This window comes from Curtobacterium sp. PhB172, from assembly GCF_003752545.1.
GTDB lineage: Bacteria > Actinomycetota > Actinomycetes > Actinomycetales > Microbacteriaceae > Curtobacterium.
The window spans coordinates 403,734-421,625 of record NZ_RKIF01000005.1 but is presented as its reverse complement, the minus strand read 5'-3'; the positions used below and the strand labels follow the sequence as shown (position 1 = coordinate 421,625).

Below are 17,892 nucleotides of genomic sequence, written 5' to 3'. Positions count from 1 at the left end.
CCGGCGTCTTGTAGATCGAGGGCTTGCGGAAACGGACCACGCCGGGTCAGACGCCCGCGGTCAGCCCGCGAGCCGACAGCGCGGCCTGGATGCGGTCGCCGACCTCGTCGATCGCGCCGAGGCCGTCGACGTCGAGCACGAGGCCGCGTTCGCCGTAGGCACCGACGATCGGAGCGGTCTGCTCGGTGTAGACCTGCTGGCGACGACGGATCGTCTCCTCGTTGTCGTCGCTGCGGCCCTGCTGCTCGGCGCGCTTGAGCAGCCGGCCGACGAGCTCGTCCTGGTCGGCGACGAGCTGCACGACCGCGTCGATGCCGGTGCCCTGCTCAGCGAGCAGCGCGTCGAGGTACTCGACCTGTCCGACCGTGCGCGGGTACCCGTCGAGCAGGAACCCCTCGGCAGCGTCCGCCTCGTTCAGGCGGGACTTCACGAGCTCGTTCGTCAGGGAGTCCGGCACGTAGTCGCCGGCGTCCATGATCGCCTTGGCCTGCACACCGAGCGGCGTGCCCTCTGCGACGTTCTTGCGGAAGATGTCGCCCGTCGAGACGGCCGGGATCCCGAAGGACTCGGCGATCCGTCCGGCCTGGGTGCCCTTCCCCGCTCCGGGGGGTCCGACGATGATGAGACGTGCGCTCAACGGAGAAGCCCTTCGTAGTGACGCTGCTGCAGCTGCGAGTCGATCTGCTTCACGGTCTCGAGACCGACACCCACGATGATCAGGATGCTCGCGCCACCGAACGGGAAGTTCTGGTTCGCGCCGAACAGCGCCAGTGCTGCCAGCGGGATGAGCGCGATGAAACCGAGGTAGAGCGAGCCGGGCAGCGTCACCCGGGTGAGGACGTAGTCGAGGTACTCGGCGGTCGGACGACCGGCACGGATGCCGGGGATGAACCCGCCGTACTTCTTCATGTTGTCGGCGACCTCTTCGGGGTTGAAGGTGATCGCCACGTAGAAGTACGTGAACCCGACGATGAGCAGGAAGTACAGCACCATGTAGAACAGGTTGTCGCCGGAGACGAGGTTGTTCTCGATCCAGGTGACCCACGCTGCGGGCTCGGAGCCGTCCGAGGGCTTGTTGAACTGCGCGACCAGGGCCGGCAGGTAGAGCAGCGACGACGCGAAGATGACGGGCACGACGCCGGCCATGTTCACCTTGATCGGGATGTACGTGTTGTTGCCGCCGTACGTGCGCCGGCCGACCATGCGCTTGGCGTACTGCACCGGGATCCGCCGCTGTGACTGCTCGACGAACACGACGGCCATCATGATGACCAGTCCGACCAGGATGACGAACAGGAAGAGCTCGAACGACTGCGACTGCTCGATGGCCCAGAGCGCCGACGGGAACTGCGCCGCGATCGACGTGAAGATGAGGAGCGACATGCCGTTGCCGATGCCGCGCTCGGTGACGAGCTCGCCCATCCACATGATGAGGCCGGTACCGGCGGTCAGGGTGACGACCATCAGCATGATCGCGTACCAGCTGTCGTTCGAGATGATCGACGAGCAGGAGGACGACGCGTTCGTTCCGAAGAGGGCACCTGAGCGGGCGACCGTGATCAGGGTGGTGGACTGCAGCACGCCCAGCGCGATCGTGAGGTAGCGCGTGTACTGCGTCAGCTTCGCCTGACCGGACTGGCCCTCCTTGTAGAGGGAGTCGAAGTGCGGGATGACCACGCGCAGGAGCTGCACGATGATCGACGACGTGATGTACGGCATGATGCCGAGCGCGAAGACCGAGAGCTTCAGCAGCGCGCCGCCGGAGAACAGGTTGATCAGGTCGTAGAGACCGCCGGACGACGAGGCGCTGGCGAGACAGCTCTGCACGGCCGCGTAGTCGACGAACGGTGCCGGGATGTACGACCCGAGGCGGAACAGCGCGATGATCGCGAGGGTGAAGCCGATCTTCTTGCGAAGATCAGGGGTGCGCATGATGCGCGCGACCGCTCTGAACACGAGGACTCCGAACTTCTGGGACCGGGGCCGTCGATCGCGGCCGTTCCGGTGTCGGTCGGCAGGGCCGACCAGGCTGGCGGATGCCGGCCACTGTCAAGGAAACCGTAACGGCGGCCCGTGCGCAAACGCACGGGCCGCCGACGGGGGTTACTGGGAGACGGTGCCGCCAGCAGCCACGATCTTCTCGGCGGCGGACGCCGAGACCTTGTCGACCGTGACCGTGATCTTCACGGTGATGTCACCCTGACCGAGAACCTTGACCTTCTCGTTCTTGCGGACGGCGCCCTTGGCGACCAGGCCCGCCACGGTGACGTCGCCACCATCGGGGTAGAGCTCCGAGATCTTGTCCAGGTTCACGACCTGGTACTCGACCCGGAACGGGTTCTTGAACCCGCGGAGCTTCGGGGTGCGCATGTGCAGCGGCATCTGCCCACCCTCGAAGCCGACCCGGACCTGGTAACGGGCCTTCGTGCCCTTGGTACCACGCCCAGCGGTCTTGCCCTTCGAGCCCTCACCGCGACCCACACGGGTGCGGTCCTTCTTGGCGCCCTCTGCGGGGCGGAGGTGGTGCAGCTTCAGCACCTGCACGCGCTCGTTCTTCTCGTCGCTCATGCGTCGACCTCCTCGACCTTCACGAGGTGCGCCACCGTTGCGATGTACCCGCGGTTCTGGGCGTTGTCCTCACGCTCGACCGTACGGCCGATGCGCTTGAGACCCAGGCTGCGGAGCGTGTCGCGCTGGTACTGCTTCTCGCTGATAACGGACTTGATCTGCGTGATCTTCAGCGTCGCCATCACGCACCTGCCTTCTCGGTCGCGGCACGCAGTGCTGCAGCCTCGGCCTGGAGCAGACGAGCCGGGACGACCCGCTCGACGTCGAGGCCACGACGGCTCGCGACGGCGCGGGGCTCCTCGAGCTGCTTCAGAGCCTCGACGGTCGCGTGCACGATGTTGATGGTGTTCGACGAACCGAGCGACTTGCTCAGGACGTCGTGGATGCCCGCGCACTCGAGCACGGCGCGGACGGGACCACCGGCGATGACACCGGTACCCGGGCCGGCCGGACGCAGGAGGACGACGCCAGCAGCGGCTTCACCCTGCACGGGGTGCGGGATGGTGTTGCCGACGCGGGGGACGCGGAAGAAGTTCTTCTTCGCCTCTTCGACACCCTTGGAGATCGCCGTGGGGACCTCCTTGGCCTTGCCGTAGCCGACGCCCACGAGGCCGTTGCCGTCACCGACGACGACGAGCGCCGTGAAGCTGAAGCGACGACCACCCTTGACGACCTTCGACACGCGGTTGATGGTCACCACGCGCTCGAGGAACTGGCTGTCGCCACCGCGGTTGTTGCGGTCGCGGCCCTGCTGACGGTCACGACCGCCACCACGACGGCCACGGTTGTCAGCGGAGTCGCGGTTGTTCGATGCGGAACCGGCAGCGGTCTCGACGGGACGCTCGGCGACGGCAGGTGCCTCCGCCTCCTTGCCCTTCGCGGCGGTGTCGGTGCCCTCAGCGGCTGCCTCGGTGCCCTCAGCAGTTGCCTCGGTGCCCTCAGCGGTGGCCTCGGTGGCCTCCGTGCTCGCCTCGGTGGTCTCGACGGCGTCCGTGGCCTCGACGGCCTCGGTCTTGGCGTCTTCGTTGGTGTTCGCGTTGTCGCTCACAGGTTCAGCCCTCCTTCACGGGCACCATCGGCGATCGCGGCGACGCGACCGGCGTACTTGCTGCCACCGCGGTCGAAGACCACGGCCTCGACGCCAGCCGACTTCGCGCGCTCGGCGAGGAGCTCACCGACGCGACGGGCCTTGGCGGTCTTGTCGCCGTCGAACGAGCGGAGGTCTGCCTCCATCGTCGAGGCGCTTGCGAGGGTGTGACCCTTCGCGTCGTCGATGACCTGCACGAACACGTGACGCGACGAGCGGGTGACGGCGAGACGGGGACGAGCCTCGGTGCCGGTGATCTTCTTGCGGAGACGGTTGTGACGACGCGCCTTGGCGGCCGCCTTGCTCTTGCCTCGTGTCTTGAGGAGTCCCATGATCACTTACCTGACTTTCCGGCCTTGCGGCGCACGTTCTCGCCGGCGTAACGGACACCCTTGCCCTTGTACGGCTCGGGCTTCCGGAGCTTCCGGATGTTCGCCGCCACTTCGCCGACTGCCTGCTTGTCGATGCCGGCGACCGTGACCTTGTTGTTGCCCTCGACCGCGAAGCTGATGCCCGCGGGCGGCTCGACCGTGATCGAGTGGGAGTACCCGAGCGCGAACTCGAGGTTCGAGCCCTTCGCCTGCACGCGGTAACCGGTGCCGACGACCTCGAGGCCCTTGGTGTAGCCCTGGGTCACGCCGATGATGTTGTTGGCGATGAGGGTACGGGTCAGGCCGTGGAGCGAACGCGACTCGCGCTCGTCGTCCGGACGGGTGACGAGAACCTGGTTCTCCTCGACCTTGGCCTGGATGGGCTCCGCGATGACGAGCGCGAGCTCGCCCTTCGGGCCCTTGACCGCCACGCTCTGACCGTCAACGGAGACGGTCACGCCGGCGGGGATGTCGATGGGAAGACGTCCGATTCGTGACATTGTCGATCACCACACGTAGGCGAGGACTTCCCCACCCACGCCCTTCTGCTCGGCTTCGCGGTCGGTCAGCAGGCCGGACGAGGTCGAGAGGATCGCCACGCCGAGGCCACCGAGGACCTGGGGGATCTCCGTCGACTTCGCGTAGACCCGGAGGCCCGGCTTCGACACGCGCTTGATGCCGGCGATCGAACGCTCGCGCTCGGGGCCGTACTTCAGGTCGATGGTGAGGGTCTGCCCGACTCGGGCGTCCTCCACCTTCCACTCGCTGATGTAGCCCTCACGCTTGAGGATGTCGGCGATGTTCTTCTTGAGCTTGGAGCTCGGGAGCGCGACGGCGTCGTGGTGCGCGGAGTTCGCGTTCCGCAATCTGGTCAGCATGTCTGCGACCGGATCGGTCATCGTCATGATGTTCGTCCATTTCTCGCCTGGTTTCGACACCCGTTCCACGAATGCCGACCTGAGCGATCGAGTGATCCCGGGGCGGTTCCCCAGGATCGGTGTGTTCGTGCGTGCGGGCCGGAGGACGTGAATCCTCCGGCCCGCACCGCCCGAAGTAGTTTAGACCGTCTGCTCGTTGGAGCGGAACGGGAAGCCGAGCTGACGGAGCAGCGCGCGTCCCTCGTCGTCCGTCTTCGCGGTGGTGACGACAGTGATGTCGAAGCCGCGGACACGGTCGATGCGGTCCTGGTCGATCTCGTGGAACACGGACTGCTCCGAGAGACCGAACGTGTAGTTGCCGTTCCCGTCGAACTGCTTGTCGCTGAGACCGCGGAAGTCGCGGATGCGGGGCAGTGCGAGGGAGATCAGGCGGTCGAGGAACTCCCAGGCGCGGTCACCACGGAGGGTGACGTGCGCACCGATCGCCTGACCCTCGCGCAGCTTGAACTGCGCGATGGACTTGCGAGCGATGTTGACCTGGGGCTTCTGACCCGTGATCGCCGTGAGGTCCTTGATGGCCCCTTCGATGATCTTCGAGTCGCGAGCGGCCTCGCCGACACCGGTGTTCACGACGACCTTGACCAGGCCGGGGACCTGGTTGACGTTCGCGTAGCCGAACTGCTCGGTGAGCGTGGCCTTGATCTCGTCCTTGTACTTCTGCTTGAGGCGCGGCTGGGCCTTGGGGGCCTCAGTCGTTGCAGTCGTGTCAGTCATCAGAGCGTTTCACCTGACTTCTTGGCGTAGCGGACACGGACGGTCTTCTTGACCCCGCCCTTCTCCACCTCTTCGGTACGGAAGCCGACGCGGGTCGGCTTCTTCGTCTTCGGGTCGACGAGGGCGACGTTGGACACGTGGATCGAGGCTTCGTGCTTCTCGATGCCACCCGTCTTCGAGCCGCGCTGGGTCTGGCCGACGCGGACGTGCTTCGTGACGAAGTTCACGCCCTCGACGACGACGCGCTGCTTGTCCTTGAGGACCTCGATGACCTTGCCCTGCTTGCCACGGTCGCCGCCACGCTCCTGCGTCGCGCCCGTGATGACCTGGACGAGGTCACCCTTCTTGATGTTCGCCATGGCTTACAGCACCTCCGGCGCGAGCGAGATGATCTTCATGAACTTCTTGTCACGGAGCTCGCGACCGACCGGACCGAAGATGCGCGTACCGCGCGGGTCGCCGTCGGCCTTGAGGATCACTGCCGCGTTCTCGTCGAACTTGATGTAGGAGCCGTCCTGACGACGGGTCTCCTTCTTGGTGCGAACGATGACCGCCTTGACGACGTCACCCTTCTTCACGTTGCCGCCGGGGATGGCGTCCTTCACCGTGGCGACGATGACGTCACCGAGACCGGCGTAGCGACGACCCGAACCACCGAGCACGCGGATGGTCAAGATCTCCTTGGCACCCGTGTTGTCGGCGATCTTCAGGCGGGATTCCTGCTGAATCACTGCTGTCTCCTATTCCGAAGCAGGCCGAGGCCTACTTGGCCTTCTCGAGGATCTCGACCAGGCGCCAGCGCTTGGAAGCGCTGAGGGGACGGGTCTCGCTGATCACGACGAGGTCGCCGACACCAGCGGTGCCGAGCTCGTCGTGGGCCTTCACCTTGGACGTGCGACGGATGATCTTGCCGTAGAGCGCGTGCTTCACGCGGTCCTCGACCTCGACCACGATGGTCTTGTCCATCTTGTCGCTGGTCACGTAGCCGCGACGCGTCTTGCGGTAGCCGCGAGTGAGGGCGGCGGAGGTCTTCTCTTCGTTCGCCATTACTTCTCCTCGGCGGTCTCGGCCTCGGTCGACTCAGCCGGCTTGTCAGCCTTCTTCGTCGTCTTCTTGGCCTTGGTGGCGGTCTCGACGGGCGCGGGAGTGGCACGGATGCCGAGCTCGCGCTCGCGGAGGACGGTGTAGATGCGAGCGATGTCGCGCTTGACGGCACGGAGACGACCGTGGCTCTCCAGCTGGCCGGTGGCCGACTGGAAGCGGAGGTTGAAGAGTTCCTCCTTGGCCTTCTTCAGCTCGTCAGCGAGACGCTCGTTCTCGAACGTGTCGAGCTCCGTCGGACGGAGCTCCTTGGAACCGATCGCCATTATGCGTCGCCCTCCTCGCGCTTGATGATGCGTGCCTTGAGGGGCAGCTTGTGGATTGCACGGGTCAGCGCCTCACGGGCGATGTCCTCGGTGACGCCGGAGAGCTCGAAGAGCACACGACCCGGCTTGACGTTGGCGACCCACCACTCGGGCGAGCCCTTACCGGAACCCATGCGGGTCTCAGCCGGCTTCTTCGTGAGCGGACGGTCCGGGTAGATGTTGATCCAGACCTTGCCGCCACGCTTGATGTGACGCGTCATGGCGATACGAGCGGACTCGATCTGACGGTTGGTCACGTACGCCGGGGTGAGGGCCTGGATGCCGTAGTCGCCGAAGCTGACCTTGGTACCACCGGTTGCCTGACCCGAACGCTTCGGGTGGTGCTGCTTACGGTGCTTGACTCGACGGGGAATAAGCATGGTTACGCCTCAACTCCTGCGCCGGCCGGCGCGTCCTGCGGGGCCTGCTGCGGGCGGCGGTCACCGCGGTCGCCGCCACGACGGTCGCCGCCACGGTCGCCACGCTCACCGCGCGGGCCGCCACGACGCTCGGGGCGCGACGAACGCTGGTTCGCCTGCTCGCGAGCGAGCTCCTTGTTCGTGATGTCGCCCTTGTAGATCCAGACCTTCACGCCGATGCGGCCGAACGTGGTCCGGGCCTCGTAGAAGCCGTAGTCGATGTTCGCGCGGAGGGTGTGCAGCGGCACACGGCCTTCGCGGTAGAACTCCGAACGGGACATCTCGGCGCCGCCGAGACGGCCCGACACCTGGATGCGGACACCCTTGGCGCCGGCGCGCTGTGCACCCTGCAGGCCCTTGCGCATGGCGCGACGGAACGCGACACGAGCGGAGAGCTGCTCGGCGATGCCCTGCGCGACGAGCTGGGCCTCGGTCTCGGGGTTCTTGACCTCGAGGATGTTCAGCTGGATCTGCTTCTTGGTGAGCTTCTCGAGCTCACCGCGAACGCGCTCCGCCTCGGCGCCGCGGCGGCCGATGACGATGCCCGGACGCGCCGTGTGGATGTCCACGCGGACACGGTCACGGGTGCGCTCGAGCTCGATGCGAGCAACACCGGCGCGGTCGAGGGTCTTCTTCAGGTACTCGCGCACCTTGATGTCCTCGGCCACGTAGTCGGCGTAGCGCTGACCGGCCTTCTTGCTGTCGGTGAACCAGTGCGAGACGTGGTCCGTCGTGATCCCGAGACGGAAGCCGTACGGGTTGACCTTCTGGCCCATTAGTTGCTCGCCTTCTTGCTCGTCGCGGCAGCCTCGGCCTCTTCCGGCGTCGCGAGGACGACCGTGATGTGGCTGGTGCGCTTGTTGATGCGGAAGGCCCGGCCCTGGGCGCGCGGCTGGAACCGCTTCAGGGTCGTTCCCTCGTCGACGAAGACACGGCTCACGTAGAGGTCGCGCTCGTCGAGGAAGCTGTTCGTCGAGTCAGCCTTCACCCGGGCGTTCGCGATCGCCGAGGCGACCAGCTTGTACACGGGCTCCGAAGCGCCCTGCGGGGCGAACTTCAGGATGGCGAGCGCCTCGTGGGCCTGCTTGCCGCGGATCAGCTCGATGACGCGACGGGCCTTCTGAGGCGTGACGCGGATGTGTCGCACGCGTGCGATCGACTCCACCATTTCGTTCCTCCTCTGCGTCCCCGCGTTAGCGGCGACGGCCCTTCTTGTCGTCCTTCACGTGACCACGGAAGGTGCGGGTCGGCGCGAACTCGCCGAGCTTGTGACCGACCATCGACTCGGTGACGAACACCGGGATGTGCTTGCGGCCGTCGTGCACCGCGATGGTGTGACCGAGCATGTTCGGGACGATCATCGACCGTCGCGACCAGGTACGGATCACGTTCTTGGTGTTGGCCTCGTTCTGCGTGACGACCTTGCGGAGCAGGTGCTCGTCGACGAAGGGGCCCTTCTTCAGACTGCGTGGCATCTTCTGAACTCCTACTTGCGCTTCTTGCCGGCGTTACGGCGACGGACGATGAGCTTGTCGCTCGGCTTGTTCGGCTTGCGCGTGCGACCCTCGGCCTGACCCCAGGGGCTGACCGGGTGACGACCACCGGAGGTCTTGCCCTCGCCACCACCGTGGGGGTGGTCGACCGGGTTCATCGCGACACCACGCACGGTCGGGCGGACGCCCTTCCAGCGCATGCGGCCGGCCTTGCCCCAGTTGATGTTCGACTGCTCGGCGTTGCCGACCTCGCCGATCGTGGCACGGCAGCGTGCGTCGACGTTGCGGACCTCGCCCGACGGCAGACGGAGCTGCGCGTAGGGGCCGTCCTTGGCGACGAGACGCACCGAGGCGCCAGCCGAGCGGGCCATCTTCGCGCCGCCACCGGGGCGGAGCTCGATGGCGTGCACGACGGTACCCACGGGGATGTTGCGCAGCGGCAGGTTGTTACCGGGCTTGATGTCGGCGCCGGGGCCCTGCTCGATGACGTCGCCCTGCTTGAGCTTGTTCGGCGCGATGATGTACCGCTTCGTGCCGTCCACGTAGTGCAGGAGCGCGATGCGCGCAGTGCGGTTGGGGTCGTACTCGATGTGAGCGACCTTGGCGTCCACGCCGTCCTTGTCGGAGCGACGGAAGTCGATCACGCGGTACTGGCGCTTGTGGCCACCACCGATGTGACGCGTGGTGATGCGGCCGGAGCTGTTGCGACCACCGGTCTTCGGCAGCGGACGAAGCAGGGACTTCTCCGGAGTCGAACGGGTGATCTCAGCGAAGTCGGCGACCGACGAGCCGCGACGACCGGGGGTCGTCGGCTTGTAGTTACGAATAGCCATGATTTATCCCTCTGGTCCTCAGCCGACAGCCGTGAAGATGTCGATCGAACCGGACTTGAGCGTCACGATGGCGCGCTTGGTGTCCTTGCGCTTGCCGAGACCGAACTTGGTGCGACGGGTCTTGCCCGGGCGGTTCAGCGTGTTGATGCTCGCGACCTTGACTTCGAAGATCTTCTCGATGGCGAGCTTGATCTCGGTCTTGTTCGAACGGGGGTCCACGATGAACGTGTACTTGCCCTGGTCGATGAGCGCGTAGCTCTTCTCCGAGACGACCGGCGAGATGATGACGTCGCGCGGGTCCTTGTTGAAGCCGCTCATGCGGTGATCTCCTTCGCGGTCTTCGACGCGATGAAGGCGTCGAGGGCGCTCTTGCTGAAGACGACGGCGTCCGACTTGAGGACGTCGTAGGCGTTCAGCTGGCCGTACGAGAGCGCGTGGACGTTCGGCAGGTTGCGGATCGACTTGAGCGTCAGCTCGTCGTTCGACTCGAGCACGATCAGCACGTGCTTGACGGGCGCGACCTTCTCGAGGAGCGTGCGAGCGACCTTGGTCGACGGCACATCGGCCTCGACGAAGCCGTCGACAGCCGAGATGCGGCCACCGCGGGCGCGGTCCGAGAGCGAGCCGAGCAGCGCTGCGGCGATCATCTTCTTGGGGGTGCGCTGCGAGTAGTCGCGGGGGGTCGGTCCGTGGACGACGCCACCACCGGTGTGCTCGGGAGCACGGACGGAACCCTGACGGGCGCGGCCGGTGCCCTTCTGCTTGAACGGCTTGCGACCGGCACCGCGGACTTCGCCGCGGTTCTTGGTCTTGTGGGTGCCCTGACGCGCGGCTGCGAGCTGCGCGGTGACGACCTGGTGGATCAGCGGGACGTTGGTCTCGACGTCGAAGAGAGCTGCGGGCAGCTCGACGGTGCCGGACTTGACACCCGATGCGTCGAGGACGTCGATCGTGGTTGCGGTCGTGGTGGCCATGATCACTTACCCTTCACGGCGGTGCGGACGAAGACGGAGCGGCCACGAGCACCGGGGACGGCGCCCTTGACGAGCAGCAGACCCTTCTCGGCGTCGACGGCGTGCACCGTGAGGTTGAGGACGGTCACGCGGTCGCCACCCATACGACCGGCCATGCGCATGCCCTTGAAGACACGCGACGGGGTCGAGGAAGCACCGATCGAGCCGGGCTTGCGGTGGTTGCGGTGTGCACCGTGCGAGGCGCCGACGCCGTGGAAGCCGTGGCGCTTCATGACACCGGCGAAGCCCTTGCCCTTGGAGGTACCGACGACGTCGACCTTCTGGCCCGCCGTGAACGTGCCGTCCACGGTGAGCTCCTGGCCGAGCGTGTACTCAGCGGAGTCGTTGGTCCGGATCTCGGTGAGGGTGCGACGCGGGGTCACGCCAGCGGCCTCGAAGTGGCCAGCGGCCGGCTTGTTGACCTTGCGCGGGTCGATGGCACCGGCGGCGATCTGGATCGCCTCGTAGCCGTCGCGCTCAGCGTTGCGGATCTGGGTGACCACGTTCGGGCCGACCTCGATCACGGTGACGGGGATGAACTTGTTGTTCTCGTCCCACACCTGGGTCATCCCGAGCTTCTTGCCGAGGAGGCCCTTGACGGTCTTGGTTGAGTTCGCCATTGGTCAGCCCCCTTACAGCTTGATCTCGATGTTGACGTCTGCCGGCAGGTCGAGTCGCATGAGCGAGTCAACGGCCTTCGGCGTCGGGTCGACGATGTCGATGACCCGCTTGTGCGTGCGCTTCTCGAAGTGCTCGCGCGAGTCCTTGTACTTGTGAGGGGAACGGATCACTGCGATCACGTTCTTCTCGGTGGGGAGTGGCACCGGGCCGACCACGGTTGCACCGGCACGGGTCACCGTGTCGACGATCTTCCGGGCCGACGTGTCGATGACCTCGTGGTCATACGACTTGAGCCGGATGCGGATCTTCTGTCCCGCCATGTGTCTCTTGTCCTCTCTCTGCGCCGCGCACCCGCAGGCCGCCTGACGCCGCTCGGCTCCGCATTGCTGCAGACCGTGCTGTTTTCCTGAACCAACCGGCCGCATCCGCTGGGGATGACCGCTGTTCACCTGTCAACCGCGCGGGCGACCTTGGCCGTCCAGCGTGGGCAATCGACTTCCTCGCACTCCGGGCGCAACAGTGTCGCGTCCGTCATGACCTCGGGGAGTCGTGTTCTGCTGCCTGCGGCCCAACCCAGCCCTGCTGAACAGGGGGGTTGTGCACTGCCAGAGCAGTGATCCTGCGGACTCGCACCCGCGGGGAATTCGGAACCGGACAAGTCTCGCATGTCCCGAGCCCACGTGCAACCCGGGCGTGTCGCGATGTGCCGGGCGTGTCGACACCGGCTCGCTTCCCCGGATCCACGCGGATCGGACGGCCTGGAGGCACGGGTCGCCGCCGCAACGCGGAGCGCCCTCCGGACATGGTCCGGAGGGCGCTCGTGGAGACGTCTACTCGGCCGTCACCGGAGGGACGAACCACGGCGGGAAGACCGCCACGCGCGGCGCGTGGCCGCCGTGGTCGGCGAGCACCGCACGGACCGTCTGACGGGCCTTGTCGTTCGGGACACCGATCACCGCGACGGACGAGAACGGCACGCTCGGCCCCGCGAGGAGCTCGAGTCCGAGCATCTCGGGGTCGGAGAAGTCGGTGCGGCGGATCAGGTTCGTCCCGGCGTCGGGGCCGACGGCGAACCGGACGTCGTCGGCGTCGGCGTCCTGGTCGGCGACGACCACCGAGTCACCGAACGCCGAGACCGGGACGACGAGCACGACGTAGTCCACCGCGCGCGTGCGTCGGGCAGCGTCGGACCACCGCTCCCCGACGGCGCCGGTGCGGAGTTCGTCCCACCGGACGGCATCCGGCGACAGGGTGAACGGCACGTGGCTCGCGATGGTGCTGCCGTCGGGCGCCTCGGCCTCGGCGCGTGCGGCTCGGGTCTCGGGGCTGCTGACGTCGACGGCGGGCTCCGCCTGGTCGGCCGCCAGGATGGCGCCGGACCCGACGATGCCGTCGAGGTTGTCGATGTGGGTCACGTGGTGCGCACGCAGCGACGCGAACACACGAGCCTCGGGCAGGTCGGCCGACGACGACCGGAGCGACGTCGGTGAACGCAGCGACGTCCCGGGGCCGGAGGCCGGCGGGTCGACGCGCAGGTTGGTGGTGATGCGGGTCCGCCGTGGCGCCGGAGCGGCTGGGATCGCCGACTCCTCACGCTGCCGGGGCGCGCAGATGTCGCAGAGCTCGGTGGGGAAACCGTGGATGCACTCGTCAGTCACGACTGTTGTGGGTCCTTCCGTGCCGTGTGGGGTGGTCCGGCACGTCGACCAACGCTACGTCATCCGGACGCTCCCGGGGTCATTGTCGGTAGAGCAGTGCCCGTACCTCGGACTCGGCGGCGTGGATCCGGGCCGGATCGATGGTCTCGCCGTGCTCGTAGGCATCGAGCAGCCGCGGGTCGATGTAGCTCTGCCGGCACACCGTCGGGGTGTTGCCGAGCTCGTCGCTCGCGGCCTTCACGGCATGGGACACCGCACGCTTCCGCTTCGCCTGCGAGGACAGCGGACCGGTCTGCGCCAGGTCGACGGCGGCGGCCACCGTGCCGTGCAGGGTACGGAAGTCCTTCGCCGTGAAGTCGTCACCCGCACGCTCCTTGACGTAGGCGTTGATGTCCTCGGCTGACAGCGGCTCCCACTCGTCACCGCGGCGTTCGCGGAACGACAGCAGTCGAGCGTTCGGCCCGCGGCGCTTCATGCCGGCGATCACGGTCGCGAGGTCCGCGTCGTGGATCGACGACGACCACTCCTGCCCGCTCTTGCCGGGGAAGTCGAGCTCGATGTCGTCACCGGAGACGTGGGCGTGCGCGCACAGCAGGGTCGACAGTCCGCGGCTGCCGTGCTCGCTGGCGTACCGCTCCGAACCGACCCGCAGCGATCCCTGGTCGAGCATCCGGAACGCTGCGGCCAGCGCTCGGCGGCGATCGGGTTCCGGTCGTCGGAGGTCCTGCGTGACCCCGCGCCGTGCGACCGGCAGGGACTCGGCGAGGGCGAGCGCCCGGTCGTACTTGATCCGGTCCATCCGTTCGCGCCACGACGGGTGGTACATGTACTGGCGGCGTCCGGCTCCGTCGATGCCGGTCGCGAGGACGTGCCCGTTCTCGTACGGCGAGATCCAGACGTCGTCCCACGCTGGCGGGATGACGAGGTCCTCGAGCCGCTGACGCACTGCAGCATCGGTGACGGTCGCACCGTCGGGGTCGCGGTACGAGAAGCCGCGGCCGCTCCGGACACGGTGGTAGCCACGACCGGAGGTCGTGGAACGGCGCAGACGAGTCACCCGGCCGAGCCAACTCCCCGGTGCCTGGGACGCCGTACGGGGCGGACGGACGCCGTCGTGGCGGGCGTACCCCGGGCCTCCCGTCCGCCGCCCGCCAGGGCCGTGAGCGGCCGACAGTGGCTCCGAGCGCTGCCATGTCGACCGGTGCAACGACACAGCGGGGCCGAGCCCGAAGGCTCGACCCCGCTGAAGCAGGTAACCGGAGTTACTTGAGGATCTTCTCGACCGTACCGGCGCCGACCGTACGACCACCCTCACGGATGGCGAAACGGAGGCCCTCTTCCATGGCGATCGGCTGGATCAGCTCGACGGTCATGGCGACGGTGTCACCGGGCATGACCATCTCGGTGCCCTCGGGCAGCGTGATGACGCCGGTGACGTCCGTGGTGCGGAAGTAGAACTGCGGACGGTAGTTCGCGTAGAACGGGTTGTGACGCCCGCCCTCTTCCTTGGTCAGGATGTAGGAGTTCGCCTGGAACTCGGTGTGCGGCGTGACCGAACCCGGCTTCACGACGACCTGGCCGCGCTCCACGTCCTCGCGCTTGAGGCCACGGATGAGCAGACCGGTGTTGTCACCGGCGACCGCCTGGTCGAGCAGCTTGCGGAACATCTCGATGCCCGTGACCGTGGTCTTCTGCGTCGCGCGGATGCCGACGATCTCGACCTCGGCGTTCAGGTTGAGCGTTCCACGCTCGACACGACCGGTGACGACCGTTCCACGACCGGTGATCGTGAAGACGTCCTCGATCGGCATCAGGAAGGGCTGGTCGGTGGCGCGCACCGGGTCCGGCACGTGCTCGTCGACCTGGGCCATGAGCTCCTGGACCGACTTGACCCACTTCTCGTCGCCCTCGAGCGCCTTGAGCGCCGAGACCTGCACGACGGGGGCGTCCTCGTCGAACTGCTGCGAGCCGAGGAGCTCGCGGACCTCGAGCTCGACGAGCTCCAGGATCTCCTCGTCGTCCACCATGTCGGACTTGTTCAGCGCGACGACGATGTAGGGGACGCCGACCTGGCGGGCGAGCAGCACGTGCTCACGCGTCTGGGGCATCGGGCCGTCGGTGGCGGCGACCACGAGGATCGCGCCGTCCATCTGCGCCGCACCCGTGATCATGTTCTTCACGTAGTCGGCGTGACCGGGGGCGTCGACGTGCGCGTAGTGACGCTTCTCGGTCTGGTACTCGACGTGCGAGATGTTGATCGTGATGCCGCGCTGGCGCTCCTCGGGAGCGTTGTCGATCTGCGCGAAGTCACGGGCCTCGTTGAGGTCCGGGTACTGGTCGTGCAGAACCTTGGTGATCGCCGCCGTGAGCGTGGTCTTGCCGTGGTCGACGTGACCGATGGTTCCGATGTTGACGTGCGGCTTGGTGCGCTCGAACTTGGCCTTGGCCACTGTGGGTCCTCCTCAGGACTCGGAAGCGTCATCCCCGGCCGGCCCTGGATGGGCTCGCGACCGTTGATGCGCGGTGTGTGTCTGTACTTTACTTGGTGGCGAGGGGCCCGTCGCCGGGCACCCCCGCCTGTGGAGAAGCGCTGAGCGCTACTCCCCCGCGTTCTTCGCGATGATCTCCTCGGCGACCTTGGCCGGGACCTGGCTGTAGGTCTCGAAGGTCATCGAGTAGACCGCACGACCAGAGGTCTTCGACCGCAGGTCGCCGACGTAGCCGAACATCTCGGACAGCGGCACGCTCGCGCGGACCACCTTGACGCCCGAGGCGTCCTCCATCGAGGCGATCTGGCCACGACGGGAGTTCAGGTCACCGATGACGTCGCCCATGTACTCCTCAGGAGTACGGACCTCGACGGCCATGATCGGCTCGAGGATCGCGGGACCGGCCTTGCGGGCCGCTTCCTTGTAGGCGATGGAACCGGCGATCTTGAACGCCATCTCGGACGAGTCGACGTCGTGCGCCGCGCCGTCCTTGAGGATGGCCTTCACGCCGACGGTCGGGTAGCCCGCGAGGATGCCGACCTGCATGGCGTCCTGGATACCGGCGTCGACCGAGGGGATGTACTCGCGCGGGACACGGCCACCGGAGGTCGCGTTGACGAACTCGTAGACCTTCTCGCTCGTGACCTCCATCGGCTCGAGCGCGATCTGCACCTTCGCGAACTGGCCGGAACCACCGGTCTGCTTCTTGTGGGTGTAGTCGTAGCGCTCGACGATCTTCGTGAGGGTCTCGCGGTAGGCCACCTGGGGCTTGCCGACGCTCGCCTCGACGTGGAACTCGCGCTTCATGCGGTCGACGAGGATGTCGAGGTGGAGCTCGCCCATGCCCTTGATCGTCGTCTGACCGGTCTCGGCGTTGAGCTCGACGCGGAACGTCGGGTCCTCTTCGGCGAGCTTCTGGATGGCCGTGGAGAGCTTCTCCTGGTCAGCCTTCGTGTTCGGCTCGATCGCGACCTCGATGACCGGCTCCGGGAACGTCATCGACTCGAGGACGACCTGGTTGGTCGGGTCACACAGGGTGTCACCGGTGGTGGTGTCCTTGAGGCCGATGACCGCGTAGATGTGGCCAGCGGTCACGTTGGCGACCGGGTTCTCCTTGTTGGAGTGCATCTGGAAGATCTTCCCGATGCGCTCCTTCTTGCCCTTGGTCGAGTTGATGACCTGTGCGCCGGACTCGATCGAGCCGGAGTACACGCGGACGTAGGTGAGGCGACCGAAGAAGGGGTGCACCGCGACCTTGAACGCGAGAGCCGAGAACGGCTCCGACGCGTCGGGCTTGCGGATGATCTCCTTCTCCTCGTCCTTGACGTCGTGGCCGATCATCGGCGGCACGTCGAGCGGGGACGGGAGGTAGTCGATGACGGCGTCGAGCATCGGCTGGACACCGCGGTTCTTGAACGCGGAACCGCACAGCACCGGGTAGAGCGTGCTGCTCACGGTGAGGGCGCGGATCGCGGCCTTGATCTCGTCGACCGAGAAGTCGGTGTCGCCCTCGAGGTAACGCTCCATGAGGACGTCGTCCGCCTCGGCCACGCGCTCGATGAGCTTCTCGCGGTACTCGGCGGCGCGGTCCTGCAGGTCAGCCGGGATCTCTTCGATCTCGTACTTCGCACCCATCGCGACGTCACCCTTGGCGTCGCCGCGCCAGGTGAGTGCACGCATCTGGACGAGGTCGACGACGCCTTCGAACGAGCTCTCCGAACCGATCGGCAGCTGGAGCACGAGGGGCTCCGCACCGAGGCGGTTGATGATCGTGTCGACGGTGTAGTAGAAGTCCGCGCCGAGCTTGTCCATCTTGTTGACGAAGCAGATGCGCGGGACGTTGTACTTGTCCGCCTGACGCCACACGGTCTCGGACTGGGGCTCGACGCCCTCCTTGCCGTCGAAGACGGCGACCGCACCGTCGAGGACGCGGAGCGAACGCTCCACCTCGACCGTGAAGTCCACGTGACCGGGGGTGTCGATGATGTTGATCTGGTTGTTGTCCCAGAAGCAGGTCGTCGCGGCCGACGTGATCGTGATGCCGCGCTCCTGCTCCTGCGCCATCCAGTCCATCGTGGCAGCGCCGTCGTGGACCTCACCGATCTTGTGCGTGATGCCCGTGTAGAACAGGATGCGCTCGGTCGTCGTGGTCTTGCCGGCATCGATGTGCGCCATGATGCCGATGTTGCGGACCTTGTTCAGGTCGGTGAGCACGTCCTGTGCCACAGGGTTCCTCCGGAAGAGTTGTAGGAGAGGTTGGCGGCCGTCCGGGCGCCGGGGTT

The 17,892-nt window shown here is 66.8% G+C and carries 26 protein-coding genes; all 26 read right to left on the bottom strand.

Features of this window, described 5'->3' with window-relative positions:
* Positions 1–46: 46 nt before the first annotated feature.
* The 26 genes from EDF42_RS03115 to fusA all read right to left on the bottom strand — a co-directional run bounded on the left by EDF42_RS03115 (position 47) and on the right by fusA (position 17,836).
* On the bottom strand, positions 47–637 hold the full coding sequence (locus EDF42_RS03115; RefSeq protein WP_123339470.1) for an adenylate kinase: 591 nt from the start codon (positions 635–637) through the stop codon (positions 47–49).
* Entirely contained in the window at positions 634–1,956 is a 1,323-nt protein-coding gene (secY, locus tag EDF42_RS03110) for a preprotein translocase subunit SecY (protein WP_111083457.1), read from the bottom strand. Before secY ends, EDF42_RS03115 begins: the two co-directional genes overlap by 4 nt.
* A 147-nt stretch (positions 1,957–2,103) precedes the next feature.
* Entirely contained in the window at positions 2,104–2,568 is a 465-nt protein-coding gene (gene rplO / locus EDF42_RS03105; RefSeq protein WP_027466723.1) for a 50S ribosomal protein L15, read from the bottom strand.
* Positions 2,565–2,750 carry a 50S ribosomal protein L30 gene (gene rpmD, locus EDF42_RS03100; protein ID WP_173168934.1) on the bottom strand — a complete coding sequence of 62 codons (186 nt, stop codon included), beginning with the start codon at positions 2,748–2,750 and terminating at the stop codon, positions 2,565–2,567. Before rpmD ends, rplO begins: the two co-directional genes overlap by 4 nt.
* Entirely contained in the window at positions 2,750–3,616 is an 867-nt protein-coding gene (gene rpsE, locus EDF42_RS03095; RefSeq protein WP_123339469.1) for a 30S ribosomal protein S5, read from the bottom strand. The genes rpmD and rpsE overlap by 1 nt, the downstream gene beginning before the upstream one ends.
* On the bottom strand, positions 3,613–3,987 hold the full coding sequence (gene rplR / locus EDF42_RS03090; RefSeq protein WP_031259041.1) for a 50S ribosomal protein L18: 375 nt from the start codon (positions 3,985–3,987) through the stop codon (positions 3,613–3,615). Before rplR ends, rpsE begins: the two co-directional genes overlap by 4 nt.
* A 2-nt stretch (positions 3,988–3,989) precedes the next feature.
* Entirely contained in the window at positions 3,990–4,526 is a 537-nt protein-coding gene (gene rplF / locus EDF42_RS03085) for a 50S ribosomal protein L6 (RefSeq protein WP_111083459.1), read from the bottom strand.
* A 6-nt stretch (positions 4,527–4,532) separates the two neighbouring features.
* Entirely contained in the window at positions 4,533–4,931 is a 399-nt protein-coding gene (rpsH, locus tag EDF42_RS03080; protein WP_017885519.1) for a 30S ribosomal protein S8, read from the bottom strand.
* A gap of 153 nt (positions 4,932–5,084) precedes the next feature.
* Positions 5,085–5,678: a 50S ribosomal protein L5 gene (gene rplE / locus EDF42_RS03075; protein WP_111083460.1), complete on the bottom strand. Its 594-nt coding sequence runs from the start codon at positions 5,676–5,678 to the stop codon at positions 5,085–5,087.
* On the bottom strand, positions 5,678–6,037 hold the full coding sequence (gene rplX, locus EDF42_RS03070; protein ID WP_111083461.1) for a 50S ribosomal protein L24: 360 nt from the start codon (positions 6,035–6,037) through the stop codon (positions 5,678–5,680). The genes rplE and rplX overlap by 1 nt, the downstream gene beginning before the upstream one ends.
* A gap of 3 nt (positions 6,038–6,040) precedes the next feature.
* Complete coding sequence (gene rplN / locus EDF42_RS03065) at positions 6,041–6,409, bottom strand: 50S ribosomal protein L14 (RefSeq protein WP_111083462.1); 369 nt, start codon at positions 6,407–6,409, stop codon at positions 6,041–6,043.
* Positions 6,410–6,440: 31 nt separating this feature from the next.
* The gene (gene rpsQ, locus EDF42_RS03060) at positions 6,441–6,725 is read right to left on the bottom strand and encodes a 30S ribosomal protein S17 (RefSeq protein ID WP_111083463.1); all 285 of its coding nucleotides are present in this window, start codon (positions 6,723–6,725) and stop codon (positions 6,441–6,443) included.
* A complete protein-coding gene (rpmC, locus tag EDF42_RS03055) occupies positions 6,725–7,045 on the bottom strand; it encodes a 50S ribosomal protein L29 (protein ID WP_111083464.1) in 321 nt (106 codons plus the stop codon). Before rpmC ends, rpsQ begins: the two co-directional genes overlap by 1 nt.
* Positions 7,045–7,464, bottom strand: a complete 420-nt coding sequence (gene rplP / locus EDF42_RS03050; RefSeq protein ID WP_111083465.1) for a 50S ribosomal protein L16 — start codon at positions 7,462–7,464, stop codon at positions 7,045–7,047. Before rplP ends, rpmC begins: the two co-directional genes overlap by 1 nt.
* Before the next feature lie 2 nt (positions 7,465–7,466).
* A complete protein-coding gene (gene rpsC, locus EDF42_RS03045) occupies positions 7,467–8,279 on the bottom strand; it encodes a 30S ribosomal protein S3 (RefSeq protein WP_017885527.1) in 813 nt (270 codons plus the stop codon).
* Entirely contained in the window at positions 8,279–8,671 is a 393-nt protein-coding gene (gene rplV, locus EDF42_RS03040) for a 50S ribosomal protein L22 (protein WP_111083466.1), read from the bottom strand. The genes rpsC and rplV overlap by 1 nt, the downstream gene beginning before the upstream one ends.
* Positions 8,672–8,696: 25 nt before the next feature.
* On the bottom strand, positions 8,697–8,978 hold the full coding sequence (gene rpsS, locus EDF42_RS03035; RefSeq protein ID WP_017885529.1) for a 30S ribosomal protein S19: 282 nt from the start codon (positions 8,976–8,978) through the stop codon (positions 8,697–8,699).
* A gap of 11 nt (positions 8,979–8,989) precedes the next feature.
* Complete coding sequence (gene rplB, locus EDF42_RS03030; RefSeq protein ID WP_111083467.1) at positions 8,990–9,829, bottom strand: 50S ribosomal protein L2; 840 nt, start codon at positions 9,827–9,829, stop codon at positions 8,990–8,992.
* A gap of 18 nt (positions 9,830–9,847) precedes the next feature.
* Positions 9,848–10,147 (bottom strand): 50S ribosomal protein L23, encoded by a 300-nt coding sequence (rplW, locus tag EDF42_RS03025; RefSeq protein ID WP_111083468.1) that lies wholly within the window; start codon positions 10,145–10,147, stop codon positions 9,848–9,850.
* Positions 10,144–10,803 carry a 50S ribosomal protein L4 gene (gene rplD, locus EDF42_RS03020; protein WP_111083469.1) on the bottom strand — a complete coding sequence of 220 codons (660 nt, stop codon included), beginning with the start codon at positions 10,801–10,803 and terminating at the stop codon, positions 10,144–10,146. The genes rplW and rplD overlap by 4 nt, the downstream gene beginning before the upstream one ends.
* A 2-nt stretch (positions 10,804–10,805) precedes the next feature.
* Positions 10,806–11,462: a 50S ribosomal protein L3 gene (gene rplC, locus EDF42_RS03015; RefSeq protein WP_027466731.1), complete on the bottom strand. Its 657-nt coding sequence runs from the start codon at positions 11,460–11,462 to the stop codon at positions 10,806–10,808.
* A 12-nt stretch (positions 11,463–11,474) separates the two neighbouring features.
* Positions 11,475–11,783 carry a 30S ribosomal protein S10 gene (rpsJ, locus tag EDF42_RS03010; protein WP_017885534.1) on the bottom strand — a complete coding sequence of 103 codons (309 nt, stop codon included), beginning with the start codon at positions 11,781–11,783 and terminating at the stop codon, positions 11,475–11,477.
* A gap of 510 nt (positions 11,784–12,293) precedes the next feature.
* Positions 12,294–13,121: a DarT ssDNA thymidine ADP-ribosyltransferase family protein gene (locus tag EDF42_RS03005; RefSeq protein ID WP_123293140.1), complete on the bottom strand. Its 828-nt coding sequence runs from the start codon at positions 13,119–13,121 to the stop codon at positions 12,294–12,296.
* A gap of 79 nt (positions 13,122–13,200) precedes the next feature.
* Positions 13,201–14,178 (bottom strand): DNA topoisomerase IB, encoded by a 978-nt coding sequence (locus EDF42_RS03000; protein ID WP_123293138.1) that lies wholly within the window; start codon positions 14,176–14,178, stop codon positions 13,201–13,203.
* Between the two features lie 205 nt (positions 14,179–14,383).
* Positions 14,384–15,571, bottom strand: coding sequence for an elongation factor Tu (gene tuf, locus EDF42_RS02995; RefSeq protein ID WP_123293136.1), 1,188 nt, complete (start codon positions 15,569–15,571; stop codon positions 14,384–14,386).
* Between the two features lie 147 nt (positions 15,572–15,718).
* Complete coding sequence (gene fusA / locus EDF42_RS02990; RefSeq protein ID WP_111083473.1) at positions 15,719–17,836, bottom strand: elongation factor G; 2,118 nt, start codon at positions 17,834–17,836, stop codon at positions 15,719–15,721.
* Between the last annotated feature and the right edge of the window lie 56 nt (positions 17,837–17,892).